Genomic DNA, 15988 nt, shown 5'->3' with positions numbered 1-15988 from the left:
CACGTCCACAGCGAGTACTCGATGCTCGACGGGGCGGCCCGCGTCGGCCCGCTCGTGCAGGCCGCGGCCGAGCAGAGGATGCCGGCCGTGGCGATCACCGACCACGGCAACGTGTTCGGCGCGTTCGACTTCTGGAAGCAGGCGAAGGCCGCGGGCGTCAAGCCCATTATCGGCACGGAGGCGTACATCACGCCGGGCACGCACCGCGGCGACCGCACCCGCATCAGGTGGGGCAACGGCGGCCAGGACGACGTCTCCGGATCCGGTGCCTACACGCACCTCACGATGCTCGCCGAGACGACGGAGGGCATGCACAACCTCTTCCGCCTCTCGTCGCGCGCCTCGCTCGAGGGCTACTACTTCAAGCCCCGCATGGACCGCGAGCTGCTCAGCACCTACGCGAAGGGCCTCATCGCCACCACCGGCTGCCCGTCCGGCGAGGTGCAGACGCGCCTCCGCCTCGGGCAGTACGACGAGGCCGTGAAGGCCGCGGCGGACTTCCGCGACATCTTCGGGGCGGAGAACTACTTCTGCGAGGTCATGGACCACGGGCTCGGCATCGAGCGCCGGATCATGACCGATCTGCACCGGCTCGCGAAGGACCTCGGCCTCCCGCTCGTCGCCACGAACGACCTGCACTACACGCACGAGCACGACGCGACGAGCCACGCGGCGCTCCTGTGCGTCCAATCCGGCACCACGCTCGACGACCCCAACCGCTTCAAGTTCGACGCCGACGAGTTCTACCTCAAGACCGCGCAGCAGATGCGCCACCTCTTCCGCGACCACGAGGAGGCGTGCGACAACACGCTGCTCATCGCCGAGCGGTGCGACGTGCAGTTCAACGAGTCCGCGAACTACATGCCGCGCTATCCGGTGCCCGAGGGCGAGAGCGAGCAGACCTGGTTCGTCAAGGAGGTCGAGCGCGGCCTCGTGCGCCGGTACCCGCGTGGGTTCTCGGACGACGTGCGCAAGCGCGCCGACTACGAGGTCGGGGTCATCGCGCAGATGGGCTTCCCGGGCTACTTCCTCGTCGTCGCCGACTTCATCAACTGGTCGAAGGAGAACGGGATCCGCGTGGGCCCCGGCCGCGGCTCGGGCGCCGGGTCGATGGTCGCGTACGCCATGGGCATCACCGATCTCGACCCGCTGGAGCACGGCCTGCTCTTCGAGCGGTTCCTCAACCCCGACCGCGTCTCCATGCCCGACTTCGACGTCGACTTCGACGACCGTCGCCGCGGCGAGGTCATCCGCTACGTGACCGACAAGTACGGCGACGAGCGGGTGGCGCAGATCGTCACGTACGGCACCATCAAGGCCAAGCAGGCGCTCAAGGACTCCAGCCGTGTGCTCGGCTACCCGTTCTCCATGGGCGACAAGCTCACCAAGGCCATGCCGCCCGCGATCATGGGCAAGGACATCCCGCTGTCCGGCATCCTCGACACCGACCACCCGCGGTACCGCGAGGCCGGTGACTTCCGCGAGGTGCTCGCGATGGATCCCGAGGCGCAGAAGGTCTTCGAGACCGCGCAGGGGATCGAGAACCTCAAGCGCCAGTGGGGCGTGCACGCTGCCGGCGTCATCATGTCGAGCGAGCCGCTCATCGACATCATCCCGATCATGAAGCGGGAGCAGGACGGCCAGATCGTCACGCAGTTCGACTACCCCGCGTGCGAGTCGCTCGGCCTCATCAAGATGGACTTCCTGGGGCTTCGCAACCTCACGATCATCGACGACGCGCTCAACAACATCGAGTCCAACCGCGGCGAGAAGCTCGTGCTCGAGGACCTGGGCCTCGATGACCAGGGCGCGTACGACCTGCTGGCCCGTGGGGACACGCTGGGCGTCTTCCAGCTCGACGGCGGGCCCATGCGCTCGCTCCTGCGCATGATGAAGCCAGACAACTTCGAGGACATCTCCGCCGTCATCGCGCTCTACCGGCCGGGCCCCATGGGCGCGAACTCGCACACCAACTACGCGCTGCGGAAGAACGGGCTGCAGGAGATCACCCCGATCCATCCGGAGCTCGAGGAGCCGCTTCGCGAGGTCCTCGGCACCACGCACGGCCTCATCGTCTACCAGGAGCAGGTGATGTCGGTGGCGCAGAAGCTCGCGGGCTTCACGCTCGCGCAGGCCGACCTCCTCCGACGCGCGATGGGCAAGAAGAAGAAGTCGGAGCTGGACAAGCAGTTCGAGGGCTTCTCGCAGGGCATGAAGGACAACGGCTACTCGATGGCCGCGGTCAAGGCCCTCTGGGACATCCTGCTGCCGTTCTCCGACTACGCCTTCAACAAGGCGCACTCCGCGGCCTACGGCGTCGTCTCCTACTGGACCGCGTACCTCAAGGCGCACTACCCGGCCGAGTACATGGCCGCGCTCCTCACGAGCGTCGGCGACTCCAAGGACAAGATGGCGCTCTACCTCAACGAGTGCCGCCGCATGGGGATCAAGGTGCTCCCGCCGGACGTCAACGAGTCGATCGGCTTCTTCGCGGCAGCCGGCGCCGACATCCGCTTCGGCCTGGGCGCCGTCCGGAACGTCGGCGCGAACGTCGTCGAGGCGCTCCGAGGCGCCCGCACCGAGCAGGGCGCGTTCGAGTCGTTCGACGACTTCCTCAAGAAGGTGCCGCTGCCGGTCGCGAACAAGCGCACGGTCGAGTCGCTCATCAAGGCCGGCGCGTTCGACTCGCTGGGCGACACCCGCCGAGCGCTGCTCGAGGTGCACGAGGGCATGATCGACGCGTCGGTCAGCGACAAGCGCGCGGCGATGAACGGCCAGGTCGGCTTCGACTTCGACAGCCTGTGGGACGAGCCGCAGCACGCGCGGAAGGTGCCCGAGCGGCCGGAGTGGGCGAAGCGCGACAAGCTCGCCTTCGAGCGGGAGATGCTCGGCCTCTACGTCTCCGACCACCCGCTGGCCGGGCTCGAGATCCCGCTGGCGAAGCTCGCCTCCACGGGCATCGCCGAGCTGCTCGCGACCGACGCATCGATGGACGGCGAGACGGTCACCCTGGCGGGCCTCCTCACGAGCGTGCAGCACCGCACCGCCCGCAACTCCGGCAACCAGTACGGCATGGTGCAGCTCGAGGACTTCGGCGGCGAGATCACCTGCATGTTCATGGGCAAGGCGTACCAGGAGTTCGCGCCGGCCCTGCAGAGCGACACCGTCGTGGTGATCCGCGGCCGGGTCTCCACGCGCGACGACGGCATGAACATCCACGCCTTCTCGATGTTCCAGCCCGACCTCGGGCAGAGCCTCGGGTCCGGCCCGCTGCTCATCAGCCTCGCGGAGAACCGGGCGACGACGGAGACCGTCATGGGCCTCAACGACGTGCTCATCCGCCACTCGGGCGACACCGAGGTGCGGCTGCAGCTCGTCAAGGGCGACAGCGGGCGCGTGTTCGAGATCCCGTACCCGGTCACGGTGAGCGCCGACCTCTACGGCGAGCTGAAGTCGCTGCTCGGGCCGAACTGCCTGGGGTGACCCGCGCGTCTCGGCTCACGCGCGTCAGCGCTCAGGCCTCGGCGCCCGGTCGGAGGTAGCGGCGCGCGTGGTAGACGAGCGGGTCGTCCTCCACGCCCGTGCCGCCGTCCTCGATCCGGACGATCACGACGATCGCGTCGTGCACGTGCACCCGCTCGACGATCCGGGCGACCAAGAGCGCCGTCCCGCCCGCCAGCACGGGCAGGCCGTGCGGGCCGGCGGACCAGTGGTCCCCGGCGAAGCGCTCGGACGCCGGCCCGCTGAGCCGTTCGGCGAGTTGCCGGTCGCGCGCGCCGAGCACGTGGATCGCGACGTGGTCGGCGGCGGCGATCGCGGCGGCGCTCGACGCCGTGCGGGCCAGGCTGAAGCTGGCGAGCGGGGGATCCGCCGATACGGAGGCGAGCGACGTCGCCGTGAAGCCGACGGGGGAGCCGTGGGGATCGCGGGTCGTGACGACCGCGACGCCCGCGGCATGGCGCCGGAACGCGGCGCGGAAGGCGGCCTGGCCCGGGGCCTCGGCGAGCGTGGTGGCGGGGTGCGCGTCCATGCCTGGTGACGCTAGCCGCCGGATCCGCCCGGCGCCCGCTCGGTAGACTTCCGGAGTCATGATGCGCATCCAGGACCTCCGCGGCACCACGCCCAGCACCGCCGACCTGCTCGACCTCCTCCCGCGTCCGGTCACCGACGTCGCCGTCGCGCTCGACGTGGCGCGCGAGCTCGTCGAGGACGTGCGCACGCGGGGGAGCGCCGCGCTGCTCGACCAGGCGGAACGGCTCGACCGGGTCCGGCCGGAGACGCTGCGCGTGCCCGCCGAGGCCATCGCCGCCGCCGTCGACGGCCTCGACCCCGCCGTCCGCGCCGCGCTCGAGGAGGCCATCCGCCGCGTCCGGCTGGGCTCCGCCGCGCAGGTCCCGCCAGAGACCACCACCACGGTCGTGCCCGGCGGCACCATCGTCCAGCGCTGGCAGCCGGTGCGCCGGGTGGGCCTCTACGTCCCGGGCGGCAAGGCCGTCTACCCGTCGAGCGTCGTGATGAACGTCGTCGCCGCGCAGGTCGCCGGCGTCGCGAGCATCGCCCTCGCCTCGCCCGCGCAGGCCGCGCACGGCGGATCCGTGCACCCGGTCATCCTCGGTGCCGCCGGTCTCCTCGGCGTCGACGAGGTCTACGCGATGGGCGGCGCCGGGGCCATCGGCGCCTTCGCGCACGGCGTCCCGGACCTCGGCCTCGAGCCCGTCGACGTCGTCACGGGCCCCGGCAACATCTACGTCGCCGCCGCCAAGCGCGTCGTCCGCGGCGTCACCGGCATCGACTCCGAGGCCGGCACGACCGAGATCCTCGTCATCGCCGACGCGCACGCCGATCCCCGTCTCGTGGCCGCCGACCTCGTCAGCCAGGCCGAGCACGACGAGATGGCGGCGTCGGTCCTCGTGACCGACTCGCCCGAGCTCGCACGTGCGGTCGACGCCGAGGTCGAGGCCCTGGCGGCGACCACGGGTCACTCGGCCCGCGTCGGCCAGGCGCTCACCGGACCGCAGTCGGCGATCCTCGTGGTCGACGACCTCGTCACGGCCGCGCGCTACAGCGACGCGTACGGCCCCGAGCACCTCTCCGTCCAGACCGCCGACCCGGACGCCCTGCTCCCGCACCTGCACAGCGCCGGCGCGATCTTCCTGGGCCCGCACTCCCCGGTGAGCCTCGGCGACTACCTCGCCGGATCCAACCACGTTCTCCCCACGGGCGGCCAGGCGCGCTTCGGCTCGGGCCTCGGCGCGTACACGTTCCTCCGCCCGCAGCAGGTCGTGCGCTACGACGCCGACGCGCTGCGCGAGGCCGAGCCGATGATCGTCGCGCTCAGCCGGGCCGAGGACCTGCCCGCGCACGGCGACGCGGTGACGGCGCGCCTCACGCCCTGACGTATCCTGGCCACACCATGTTCTGCCCCTTCTGCCGCCACCCCGACTCCCGCGTCGTCGACTCCCGCACGAGCGACGACGGCCTGTCGATCCGCCGGCGCCGGCAGTGCCCCGAGTGCGGCCGCCGCTTCAGCACCACGGAGACCGCGAGCCTCAGCGTGATCAAGCGCAACGGCGTGGTCGAGCCGTTCAGCCGGGAGAAGATCGTCACCGGCGTCCGCAAGGCGTGCCAGGGACGTCCCGTGACCGACACCGACCTCGCGGTCCTCGCGCAGCGCGTGGAGGAGGCGATCCGGGCCACCGGCGCGTCGCAGATCGAGGCGAACGACATCGGCCTGTCGATCCTGCCGCCGCTGCGCGAGCTCGACGAGGTCGCGTACCTCCGCTTCGCCAGCGTCTACCAGGGCTTCGACTCGCTCGACGACTTCGAGTCGGCCATCGCGCAGCTCCGCGTGGCGCACGCCGCCAGCCCCGACGCCGACGCGCTCTGACCCGCGGCGGGTCCTGCGTCCGTCCCGCAGGAGGCCGCCCGCGCAGGCGCTAGCCTGGTGCCGATGTATCCCCTCCTCTTCCGCACGGTCCTGTCGCGCATGGATCCGGAGGACGCCCACCACCTCGCGTCCACGGCCATCGCCCTCCTCCCGTCGTCCGGCTTCGGCTGGATCGCCCGGCGGCTGACGGCGCCGGACCCGTCGCTCGCGGTCGATGCGCTCGGCCTGCGCTTCCCGTCCCCGTTCGGCGTGGCCGCCGGCTTCGACAAGGACGCGCAGGCCGTGCTCGGCCTCGGTCAGCTGGGCTTCGGCCACGTCGAGGTCGGCACCGTCACGGCCGAGGCGCAGCCGGGCAACCCGCGGCCGCGGCTGTTCCGCCTGATCGAGGACCGCGCCGTCATCAACCGCATGGGCTTCAACAACGGGGGAGCGGCCGCTCTCGCCGAGCGGCTCCGTCGCCTGCGGTCCCGGCGCGATCGGCCCGTGATCGGCGTCAACATCGGCAAGACCCGCGCCGTGGCCGTCGACGACGCCGTCGCCGACTACGTCCGGTCGACGCGCCTCGTCGCTCCCGTCGCCGACTACCTCGCGGTCAACGTCAGCTCGCCGAACACCCAGGGGCTCCGCGGGCTGCAGGAGATCGAGCTGCTCCGCCCCCTCCTCACGAGCATCCGCGACGCGGCCGACGGCGTGCCGGTGCTCGTGAAGATCGCGCCCGACCTGCAGGACGCGGAGGTCGAGCGGATCGCCGAGCTCGCGACCGAGCTGGGCCTCGCGGGCGTCATCGCCACGAACACGACCCTGTCGCGCGCGGATCTGCGCACGGACGCCGCGGTCGTGGAGGCGGCAGGCGCGGGCGGGCTCTCAGGGGCGCCGCTGGCCCCGCGCGCGCTCGAGGTGCTCCGGACGCTGCGCCGCGCGCTGCCCGCCGAGGCATGCGTCATCTCCGTCGGCGGGGTGGACACCGCGGAGGACGTGCAGGCGCGACTCGACGCCGGCGCCACGCTGGTGCAGGGCTACACGGCGTTCCTCTACCGGGGTCCGCTCTGGGCGAGGTCCATCAACGCCGGCCTCGCGCGGATCCGCCGCGCGCGGTGACGCGCACGCGCTGACGGCGCGTGCGCGCGATCAGCTGAAGGTGACGTCCTCGCGCCGCTTCACCTGCGGCTTCGGCAGGCGCATCGGCCGCATCTGGATTGTGCGCATGCCCGTGTACCACCGGATCCCGCGCTCGACGCGGTCGGCGCCGACGCGGGCGGCGATGGCGGCCCGCACACGGCGCCCGGTGAAGTACGCGTCGATGATCGCGGCGATGACGAACACGTAGATCGACAGCAGCGGGATGGCCGACAGGTTCGGCAGCACGAACGTGAGCACCACGACGACGCCCATCACGGGGAGCAGCAGCTCCCCGACGCTCCAGCGTGCGTCCACCACGTCGCGGGCGTACCGCTTCTGCGGGCCCTTGTCGCGGACGGGCAGGTAGCGCTCGTCGCCGGCGGCCATGCCCGCGTTGGCGCGCGCGCGCGCCTCGCGGGCCTTCTCCTTCGCCTGCTGGGCCGCGAGCTTGCGGTCCTGGGGCACGAGCGGGCGGAGGTTCGCGGCCTCCCGCTCCCGACGGGTCGGGGTGGGGCCCTTCTTCCCGTCGGCCGTGCGCCCGTCGACGGGCGCCGGGGCGTTCGTCTCGGAGGGGGTCTCTGCGGGGGTGTGCTGCTTCGCCACGTCTCTCGTCCTTGCCTGGAGTGAATCTAAGATTACCTGCATGACGCCTCCCGACACCTCCGCAGACGCCGTGACCGCACCGGACCAGGAGGTCGTCGACCGGCTCGCCGCCGCCGTCGCGGGAGGTCTGCCCACCACGATCGCCGACCTCTCGGCGCTCGTGCGCATCCCCTCCGTCTCCTGGCAGGCCTTCGACCCGACGCACGTCGCCGCCAGCGCGGACGCCGTCGCGGGGCTCCTCGCCGGGCTCGGCGTCTTCGACGACGTCTCCGTCCACCGCGCCACGACCCCCTCGGGCGAGGACGGGCAGCCCGCCGTCCTCGCCACGCGCGCAGCGCGGAACGGGAAGCCCACGGTCCTCCTCTACGCCCACCACGACGTGCAGCCCCCCGGAGCGGACGAGCACTGGGAGACCCCGCCCTTCGAGCCGACCCTCCGCGGCGACCGCCTGCACGGGCGCGGCGCCTCCGACGACAAGGCCGGCATCATGACGCACGTGGCGGCCATCCGCGCGCTCGTCGAGGCGGAGGGCGACGACCTCGACCTGGGCCTCGCCGTCTTCATCGAGGGGGAGGAGGAGGCCGGATCCCGCTCCTTCGCCGACTTCCTCGCCACGCACCACGACGCCCTCGCCGCCGACGTCATCGTCGTCGCCGACAGCGACAACTGGGACGTCGACACCCCGTCGATCACGATCGCCCTCCGCGGCAACGTCACGTTCCGCCTCACGGTGCGCACGCTCGACCACGCCTCGCACTCGGGCATGTTCGGCGGCGCCGTCCCCGACGCGATGATGGCTGCCGTCCGCCTCCTCGACTCCCTGTGGGATGAGCGCGGATCCGTCGCCGTCGCGGGCCTCACCTCGACCGACATGGAGACGCCGGCCTACGACGACGCGCGCCTCGCCGAGGAGGCGGCGCTGCTGCCCGGTGTCTCCGCGGTGGGCACCGGCCCGATCCTCACGCGCCTGTGGGCGCAGCCCGCCATCACGGTCACGGGCATCGACGCGCCCTCCGTCGCCAACGCGAGCAACACGCTCCTCCCGGAGGTCTCCGTCCGCATCAGCGCGCGCATCGCCCCCGGCCAGACGGCGGCGGACGCGTACCGCGCCCTCGAGGCGCACGTCGAGCGGAACCGTCCCTTCGGCGCGCACGTGGAGATCAGCGACGTCGACCAGGGCGATCCCTTCCTCGTCGACACGACGGGCTGGGCCATGGCCGAGGCCACCGCCGCCATGACCGCCGGCTGGGGCCGCGCGCCCGTGCAGGCCGGCATCGGCGGATCCATCCCGTTCATCGCCGACCTCGTCGAGGCGTTCCCCGCTGCCCAGATCCTGGTCACCGGCGTCGAGGACCCGGACACGCGGGCCCACAGCCCGAACGAGTCGCAGCACCTGGGCGTGCTGCGGCGCGCGATCCTCAGCGAGGCCGTCCTGCTGTCGCGCATCGCCCGCCGCAGCTGACGGGCCCCTCCCGATCGCCGAACGGATCGGCCCGGCGGTCGGGAACACCCGGGTGACTCCCGCGGTTGCACGACGTAGACTCCACCGGAGTCGCCCGACCGCAGATCCCACCACCCGAGGAGTGCTCATGACCGACACCACGCTGACCGAGACCGCCCAGGCGGCCCACCGCGTCGGACTCACGGACACCGCGGCGAGCAAGGTCAAGAGCCTGCTCCAGCAGGAGGGCCGCGAGGACCTCCGCCTCCGCGTCGCCGTCCAGCCCGGCGGCTGCTCGGGGCTCATCTACCAGCTCTACTTCGACGAGCGCGAGCTCGACGGCGACGCCACGGTCGACTTCGACGGCGTCGAGGTCATCGTCGACAAGATGAGCGTCCCGTACCTCGACGGCGCCACCATCGACTTCGAGGACACCATCCAGAAGCAGGGCTTCACCATCGACAACCCGAACGCCGGCGGGTCGTGCGCGTGCGGGGACTCTTTCCACTGACACACGGAACGGTAAGCGGATCTGGGCCCGGAAACACGGGGCCCGAGCAGGGGGTCGTCCTTCGGGCGGCTCCCTGTCGCGTAGTGTGGGACCCCTCACATCCGGTTCTTCGAAGGGTCTGCACGTGCGCTTCACTCGCCGTCAACGTTGGCTGACGATCCCCGTCGCCCTGGGCATCTCGGTACTCCTCGCGGGGTGCACGCAGCAGCAGCTCCAGGGCTTCCTGCCGACGGAACCGGGCACGACCAACCACGTCGACTCGGTCATCGGCCTGTGGGTCACCGCCTGGATCGTCCTCCTCGCGGTGGGCGTCCTCACCTGGGGCCTCACCATCTGGGCCGCGGTCGTGTACCGCCGCCGCAAGGGCCAGACCGGCCTGCCCGTGCAGATGCGCTACAACATGCCGATCGAGATCTTCTACACGATCGTGCCTCTGATCCTCGTGCTCGGGTTCTTCGCGTTCACCGCCAAGGACCAGGCCGCCATCGAGGCCCGATTCGACAAGCCCGAGGTCAAGGTCCAGGTCTTCGGCAAGCAGTGGGCCTGGGACTTCAACTACAAGGGCGGCGAGACCGAGGCCGGCCAGCCCCTCGAGGGCGGTGCCTACGAGCAGGGCGTCCAGGCGGTCGACGACCCGAATGGACCCCAGGGCTCCATCGACAAGGACAAGCTCCCGACGCTGTACCTGCCGGTCAACACGAAGGTCGAGCTCGAGCTCAACACCCGCGACACCCTGCACTCCTTCTGGGTGGTGGACTTCCTCTACAAGAAGGACCTCATCTCCGGCAAGACGAACTACATGACGTTCATCCCGGAGAAGGAGGGGACGTACATGGGCAAGTGCGCCGAGCTCTGCGGCGAATACCACTCCCTCATGCTCTTCCAGGTGAAGGTCGTCTCCATCGATGAGTACAACGCCTACATCGAGAAGCAGAAGGCCGCCGGCTTCGAGGGTGACCTCGGCACGGACTACGACCGCCTGCAGAACCTCCCCGGCACCGACGTGCCGGCCACCACCGAGTCGTCCGAGAAGTAGGGCACACACCGTGACATCGACACTCAACCGTCCCACCGCGATCCCCGCGGGACAGGCGAAGGTCCTCGAGAACTCCGGCAAGGCGGAACGGCGTGGGAACGTCGTCGTCAACTGGATCACCTCGACGGATCACAAGACCATCGGGTACCTGTACCTCATCACCTCGTTCCTCTACTTCTGCCTCGGCGGCGTGATGGCCCTCGTCATCCGCGCGCAGCTCTTCGAGCCGGGCCTGCACGTCGTGGAGACGAAGGAGCAGTACAACCAGCTCTTCACCATGCACGGCACGATCATGCTGCTCATGTTCGCGACGCCGCTCTTCGCCGGCTTCGCCAACGTGCTCATGCCACTGCAGATCGGCGCTCCCGACGTCGCGTTCCCGCGTCTCAACGCCTTCGCCTACTGGCTGTTCAACTTCGGCTCGCTCATCGCCGTCGCGGGATTCCTCACCCCGGCCGGAGCGGCCTCGTTCGGCTGGTTCGCCTACGCGCCGCTGTCGAGCACGACGTTCTCGCCAGGATTGGGAGGCAATCTCTGGGTGATGGGCCTCGCGCTCAGCGGCTTCGGCACCATCCTCGGCGCTGTCAACTTCGTGACGACGATCATCACCATGCGCGCGCCCGGCATGACCATGTTCCGCATGCCGATCTTCACCTGGAACATCCTCGTGACGTCGATCCTCGTGCTCATGGCGTTCCCGGTCCTCGCGGCCGCGCTCTTCGGCCTCGGCGCCGACCGCATATTCGACGCGCACATCTACGACCCGGCGAACGGCGGCGCCATCCTCTGGCAGCACCTCTTCTGGTTCTTCGGTCACCCCGAGGTGTACATCATCGCGCTGCCGTTCTTCGGCATCGTCTCCGAGGTCTTCCCGGTCTTCAGCCGCAAGCCGATCTTCGGGTACAAGACGCTCGTGTACGCGACCATCTCCATCGCGGCCCTCTCGGTCACGGTGTGGGCGCACCACATGTACGTCACCGGGTCCGTCCTGCTGCCGTTCTTCTCTCTCATGACCATGCTGATCGCGGTCCCCACCGGCGTGAAGATCTTCAACTGGATCGGCACGATGTGGCGCGGCTCGGTGACGTTCGAGACGCCCATGCTGTGGGCCATCGGCTTCCTCATCACGTTCACGTTCGGCGGTCTGACCGGCGTCATCCTGGCGTCGCCCCCGCTGGACTTCCACGTGTCCGACACGTACTTCGTCGTGGCGCACTTCCACTACGTGGTGTTCGGCACCGTCGTGTTCGCCATGTTCTCCGGCTTCTACTTCTGGTGGCCCAAGTGGACGGGCACGATGCTCAACGAGCGTCTCGGCAAGGTCCACTTCTGGCTGCTGTTCATCGGCTTCCACACGACGTTCCTGATCCAGCACTGGCTGGGCGTCATGGGCATGCCGCGTCGCTACGCGACGTACCAGCCCGAGGACGACTTCACGTGGATGAACCAGCTGTCCACCATCGGCGCGGGCATCCTCGCGCTCTCGATGATCCCGTTCTTCCTGAACGTCTGGATCACCGCGCGCACGGCACCCAAGGTCACGGTGAACGACCCGTGGGGCTACGGCCGCTCGCTCGAGTGGGCGACCTCATGCCCGCCGCCGCGGCACAACTTCACGTCCATCCCGCGCATCCGCTCGGAGGCCCCGGCCTTCGACCTCAACCACCCCGAGGCGGGCATCCCCGTGGGAATCGGTCCGGCCAAGGACGCTCCCGATGCCGCGACCTACGACATCTCCAGCGACAAGGTGAAGTGACGTGCGCGCCAATAGGAACCTCTTCTACGTGCTCGCGGCGTTCTTCGTCGTCGCGGCGGCTGCGTACACGATCTGGCACCTGATCGACCAGAACACGGTCGAGTGGGTCGGCACGCTGGCCATCGCCCTCTCGGGCGTGCTGGCCGCGTTCATCGGCTTCTTCGTCGCGCGTCTCTACGCGGCGCAGAACGGGGAGCTCCCGGAGGACCGCAGCGACGCCAACGTCGACGACGGCGACCCGGAGCTCGGGTTCTTCAGCCCGTGGAGCTGGTGGCCCGTGATCCTCGCGGCCGGTGCCGCGTCCGTCTTCCTCGGCCTCGCCGTGGGCATCTGGATCGCGATCATCGGCGGTGGGCTCGCCATCATCGCGCTCGTGGGCTGGACCTACGAGTACTACCGCGGCTACTTCGCGCGCTGATCCCATGGTCGACATCCGGCACGCGCAGGCATCCGACGCGGACGCGGTCTTCGCCCTCTGCCAGCAGCTCGACATGATCAACGCCCCGGCTACCCGGGACGACTTCGACGTCACGTTCTTCCACATCCTCCGGGCGAACAAGGACGAGGGGCGCGATGTCCTGCTCGTCGCGGAAGAGGCGGGAACCGTCGTCGGATACGCCTACCTCGTCGTGAGCCGCCTGCTCTACGCCGGCGGTTTGAGCGCCCACCTCGAGGAGCTCGTCGTCGACGCCGGGGCGAGGAGCGGCGGCACGGGCTCCGCTCTCGTTCGTGCCGTGGAGCGACTCTGCGGCGATCGCGGCGTCGGGCAGATCACCATGAGCACTCGGCGTGCCGGCGAGTTCTACAAGCGCCTGGGATACGAGCGCACGGCCGAGTTCTACAAGAAGCTCCTGCGGTAGCTCCGCTCCGTTCGTCGCGATGCCCGGTCTCCGCGAGAGGCCGGGCATCTCCGCGTCCGGGCGTGCGCGGTCGTACGGGGCGCCGGGCACGCTCGGCCGTCGCCGGGTCTTCCGCATGGAGCGAGCGTTGCGAAGGTGCGGCGTCGTGCCGCTGTCGGTGGACCCCGTGTGCGGGAGGCGCCCGGCCGAGGCGCCGTCGGTTCGTGGCGCTCGTGCCGCGCGGCTGTCAGCCGGCGGTCGTAGGGGGCAGCCGCCGGATCGCCACGACCGTGACGTCGTCCGGAGGCGTGGTCTCCGTTGCGAGGCCGGTGAGGCTCGCCACGGCCGCGGCGGCCGTGCCGTCGGCGTCCATCGCTGTGCGGGCGACCAGATCCATGGACGCGATGGTCCCGTCGAAGAGGTCGAGCACGCCGTCGCTGCACACGAGGAGCATGTCGCCGGGGTCCAGCCGCATTGTCGAGGGGGACCACCGCTGGGTGCCCAGGGCACCGAGCGGGAGGTTCCGCGACGGGATGGGCTGGCGGGAGCCGTCGGCACGGCAGACGATGGCGAGGCCGTGGCCGGCGTCGACGAGCGCGATCTGACCGCTCTGCGCGTCGAGCCGGAGATGCAGGAGGGTGACGAAAGCGTCGTTCGCGTCGAGGTCGGACTCGACGGCGCGGTCGACCACGGCGAGCGTCCGCCCCGGATCGAGGGACGTCGACGCGACGCGGAGCGCGGCACGCACGGTGGCCGCGATCATCGCCGCGCCCACGCCCTTCCCCATGACGTCGGCGAGCGTCACCACGAGGCCCTCCGGGGTGCGCTGCCAGTCGAAGAAGTCGCCGCTCACGGCGCCGCTGGGGACGCATGCGCCGGCGACCTCGTAGCCGGGCAGGTCGGGGACGCGCTGGGGGAGGAGCCGACGTTGCACGCTGCCGCCGTCCACGAGCTCCTGCCGGGATGTCGCCGCACGTGCGGCGAACATCCTCGCTGCCTGCTCGCCGCTGAGCGAGGCCATGCTGAACGACACGACGACGAGGAGCACCAGCGTGATCAGCGTCGTGCTCGGCGTCCCGAACCAGATCGTGAAGATGCCGCTCCGAGGACCTGTGGCGAGGAACACCACCAGACGGATCGCGTAGTAGGCGGCCAGCGCGCCCGAGGCGAGGATGAGCGGCCAGCGCGTGCGCGAGAGGCCCGCGTCCAGCATCACGATCTCCCGCGTCGAGAGCCCGATGAGGCCCGCCATGAGCGCCAGGAACAGCGCACCGCCTGACCAGTCGTTCGTCGAGGGGGAGTCGGTCGCCGACACGGCCACCATGACGGCGGCCGGGGGCACGACCAGCCACTACGGCGTCGCGCGGTCGCGCAGGGACCTGCTCCCCATCCACACGCAGGCGGCTCCGGCGACGATCAGCCCGTTGCCGAGCGGGTTGCCCCAGACCTGGGATGCGGTGCCGTCCTGCAGGTAGGCGAGGGATCCGCCCATGAAGAGCACCAGGGCGGCGCACCACCAGAAGCTGAACGGCGATCGCGTGCCGCGGAACGTCACGAGCGCGAAGAGGAGGAACAGGGTGAGGGTCGTCACGCCGAAGGCGACGCGGAGGGTGATCGAGTCGAGCAAGATGCGGTCCGTGATCCATGGGTCGGGCCGGACGCGATGCCCCGTCGAGGATCAGCCGGTGGATGGAGAGGCGCTGCCACCGGGAGGCACGACACGATGGCGACCGCTTCCCCCCGGACAGCAGCTGTGTGACGTCCGTCACGCTACTCCGTCTCGCCGGGCCCGGTCCGGGACGAGATGCCGTTGCCGGCGACGGGTGTCGTCGAGGGGCGGCCGGCGAACGGTCGGGGTCAGCCGGGGTCGACGTCGTCGCGCCGACGCAGGACGTGGGTCATGACATCGATGGTGACATCGTGACGATCGCCGCTCCCCGCGGCCGCGTGGACGGTGGTTCCACGGTCCGCCACGGCTGCGTGATGCGCGGACGGGCCCATCCCCAGCAGAAGGCGGACGTCGTCCTCCGAGAGGCGCAGCATCCGGTGGACGCGGGTCTCCGACTCGGTCTCGAAGTACGGGTCGGCCGCCTCGAGGATCCGCTCGCGCTTGTCCTCCTGGACGCCGACGGCGCGCCCTGACGCCCGCAGCTCCTCGAGGTGCTGCGGTCCCGCCGCGACGATCGCCACGCGGCCGCGCGGGGCGAGCACGCGGTGGAACTCGGGCAGGTTGCGCGGCGCGAACACGTCGAGGATCAGGTCGGCGACGCCGTCGCGCATCGGGAGGGCGGCCCACGTGTCGGCGACGACGCCATCGATGTCGGGCCGGCCGCGGACGGCGATGGCGACCGCGGCGGGGGAGAGGTCGGCGGCGAGCCCGGTCGATCCGGGCACGGTGTCCAGGAGGCCCCGGAGGTAGTGCCCGGTGCCGCATCCGGCGTCGACGATGCGCAGCCCTGGATCGCGATGACCACCTCGGGCGACTGCGAGCGGTGACGGATCATCCGCTGCCGGCTCGTTGGGGGCGACCGTCGCGTGGACCAGGGCGTCGACGATCGGGGCGTAGTGCCCCCGGTCGAGGAAGGCTCCGCGCGCGGCGAGCATCTCCGCGGTGTCGCCGGTGACACGGGTACCCGGTGCGAGGAGGTTGGCGTAGCCCCGCTTGTTCCCGTCGACGGTGTGCCCGTGCTCGCACCGGAGGACGAGGGGCGGCACGGGTTGCAGGTCCGAACCGCAGGAGGGGCAGCGGAGCCAGCTGGCGAGCCGATCGAGATCCACGGGTCCTCCTGGAGACGA

At 70.7% G+C, this 15988-nt stretch carries 15 protein-coding genes; 10 read left to right on the top strand and 5 right to left on the bottom strand.

What is annotated here, in order from left to right:
- Window positions 1-21: 21 nt before the first annotated feature.
- Complete coding sequence (dnaE, locus tag KYT88_RS09630; protein WP_051629408.1) at window positions 22-3483, top strand: DNA polymerase III subunit alpha; 3462 nt, start codon at window positions 22-24, stop codon at window positions 3481-3483.
- A gap of 31 nt (window positions 3484-3514) precedes the next feature.
- Here dnaE and KYT88_RS09625 read toward each other — a convergent pair whose 3' ends face one another.
- The gene (locus tag KYT88_RS09625) at window positions 3515-4030 is read right to left on the bottom strand and encodes a flavin reductase family protein (protein ID WP_043586487.1); all 516 of its coding nucleotides are present in this window, start codon (window positions 4028-4030) and stop codon (window positions 3515-3517) included.
- 61 nt (window positions 4031-4091) lie between these two features.
- On the opposite strand from KYT88_RS09625, the gene hisD reads away from it, so the two are divergent.
- The 3 genes from hisD (at window position 4092) to KYT88_RS09610 (ending at window position 6985) form a co-directional block, all read left to right on the top strand.
- Window positions 4092-5396, top strand: a complete 1305-nt coding sequence (hisD, locus tag KYT88_RS09620) for a histidinol dehydrogenase (protein ID WP_043587829.1) — start codon at window positions 4092-4094, stop codon at window positions 5394-5396.
- Between the two features lie 17 nt (window positions 5397-5413).
- Window positions 5414-5887, top strand: a complete 474-nt coding sequence (gene nrdR, locus KYT88_RS09615) for a transcriptional regulator NrdR (protein WP_043586489.1) — start codon at window positions 5414-5416, stop codon at window positions 5885-5887.
- Window positions 5888-5950: 63 nt separating this feature from the next.
- Window positions 5951-6985, top strand: coding sequence for a quinone-dependent dihydroorotate dehydrogenase (locus KYT88_RS09610; protein ID WP_043586491.1), 1035 nt, complete (start codon window positions 5951-5953; stop codon window positions 6983-6985).
- A gap of 30 nt (window positions 6986-7015) precedes the next feature.
- Here the strand turns inward: KYT88_RS09610 and KYT88_RS09605 are convergent, their stop codons facing one another.
- On the bottom strand, window positions 7016-7609 hold the full coding sequence (locus tag KYT88_RS09605; RefSeq protein ID WP_043586493.1) for a DUF3043 domain-containing protein: 594 nt from the start codon (window positions 7607-7609) through the stop codon (window positions 7016-7018).
- 40 nt (window positions 7610-7649) lie between these two features.
- Between KYT88_RS09605 and KYT88_RS09600 the strand changes: the two genes are divergently transcribed.
- From KYT88_RS09600 to KYT88_RS09575, 6 genes are all read left to right on the top strand, one after another.
- Window positions 7650-9071 carry a dipeptidase gene (locus KYT88_RS09600; protein ID WP_043586495.1) on the top strand — a complete coding sequence of 474 codons (1422 nt, stop codon included), beginning with the start codon at window positions 7650-7652 and terminating at the stop codon, window positions 9069-9071.
- A gap of 127 nt (window positions 9072-9198) precedes the next feature.
- Window positions 9199-9561 (top strand): iron-sulfur cluster insertion protein ErpA, encoded by a 363-nt coding sequence (gene erpA / locus KYT88_RS09595; protein ID WP_012038530.1) that lies wholly within the window; start codon window positions 9199-9201, stop codon window positions 9559-9561.
- A 124-nt stretch (window positions 9562-9685) separates the two neighbouring features.
- The gene (gene ctaC, locus KYT88_RS09590) at window positions 9686-10597 is read left to right on the top strand and encodes an aa3-type cytochrome oxidase subunit II (RefSeq protein ID WP_043586498.1); all 912 of its coding nucleotides are present in this window, start codon (window positions 9686-9688) and stop codon (window positions 10595-10597) included.
- A 10-nt stretch (window positions 10598-10607) separates the two neighbouring features.
- A complete protein-coding gene (gene ctaD / locus KYT88_RS09585; protein ID WP_043586500.1) occupies window positions 10608-12353 on the top strand; it encodes an aa3-type cytochrome oxidase subunit I in 1746 nt (581 codons plus the stop codon).
- A 1-nt stretch (window position 12354) separates the two neighbouring features.
- Entirely contained in the window at window positions 12355-12771 is a 417-nt protein-coding gene (locus KYT88_RS09580) for a cytochrome c oxidase subunit 4 (protein ID WP_043586502.1), read from the top strand.
- Window positions 12772-12775: 4 nt separating this feature from the next.
- Window positions 12776-13213 carry a GNAT family N-acetyltransferase gene (locus tag KYT88_RS09575; RefSeq protein ID WP_043586504.1) on the top strand — a complete coding sequence of 146 codons (438 nt, stop codon included), beginning with the start codon at window positions 12776-12778 and terminating at the stop codon, window positions 13211-13213.
- A 226-nt stretch (window positions 13214-13439) separates the two neighbouring features.
- Here the strand turns inward: KYT88_RS09575 and KYT88_RS09570 are convergent, their stop codons facing one another.
- The 3 genes from KYT88_RS09570 to KYT88_RS09560 all read right to left on the bottom strand — a co-directional run bounded on the left by KYT88_RS09570 (window position 13440) and on the right by KYT88_RS09560 (window position 15970).
- A complete protein-coding gene (locus KYT88_RS09570; protein ID WP_051629359.1) occupies window positions 13440-14534 on the bottom strand; it encodes a PP2C family protein-serine/threonine phosphatase in 1095 nt (364 codons plus the stop codon).
- 9 nt (window positions 14535-14543) lie between these two features.
- Window positions 14544-14819, bottom strand: a complete 276-nt coding sequence (locus KYT88_RS09565; RefSeq protein ID WP_051629360.1) for a hypothetical protein — start codon at window positions 14817-14819, stop codon at window positions 14544-14546.
- A gap of 230 nt (window positions 14820-15049) precedes the next feature.
- Window positions 15050-15970 carry a methyltransferase domain-containing protein gene (locus tag KYT88_RS09560; protein ID WP_043586506.1) on the bottom strand — a complete coding sequence of 307 codons (921 nt, stop codon included), beginning with the start codon at window positions 15968-15970 and terminating at the stop codon, window positions 15050-15052.
- Between the last annotated feature and the right edge of the window lie 18 nt (window positions 15971-15988).

This window comes from Clavibacter sp. A6099 (genome assembly GCF_021919125.1).
Classification (GTDB): Bacteria; Actinomycetota; Actinomycetes; order Actinomycetales; family Microbacteriaceae; genus Clavibacter; species Clavibacter seminis.
The sequence above is the reverse complement of the archived record's forward strand: the minus strand, read 5'-3'. Positions and strand labels throughout refer to the sequence as shown.

Coding starts and splice junctions, on each gene's coding strand:
- hisD (WP_043587829.1), top strand. CDS start 4,092: ATGCGCATCCAGGACCTCCGCGGCACCACGCCCAGCACCGCCGACCTG.
- KYT88_RS09600 (WP_043586495.1), top strand. CDS start 7,650: ATGACGCCTCCCGACACCTCCGCAGACGCCGTGACCGCACCGGACCAG.
- nrdR (WP_043586489.1), top strand. CDS start 5,414: ATGTTCTGCCCCTTCTGCCGCCACCCCGACTCCCGCGTCGTCGACTCC.
- KYT88_RS09625 (WP_043586487.1), bottom strand. CDS start 4,030: ATGGACGCGCACCCCGCCACCACGCTCGCCGAGGCCCCGGGCCAGGCC.
- dnaE (WP_051629408.1), top strand. CDS start 22: ATGCTCGACGGGGCGGCCCGCGTCGGCCCGCTCGTGCAGGCCGCGGCC.
- erpA (WP_012038530.1), top strand. CDS start 9,199: ATGACCGACACCACGCTGACCGAGACCGCCCAGGCGGCCCACCGCGTC.
- KYT88_RS09610 (WP_043586491.1), top strand. CDS start 5,951: ATGTATCCCCTCCTCTTCCGCACGGTCCTGTCGCGCATGGATCCGGAG.
- KYT88_RS09575 (WP_043586504.1), top strand. CDS start 12,776: ATGGTCGACATCCGGCACGCGCAGGCATCCGACGCGGACGCGGTCTTC.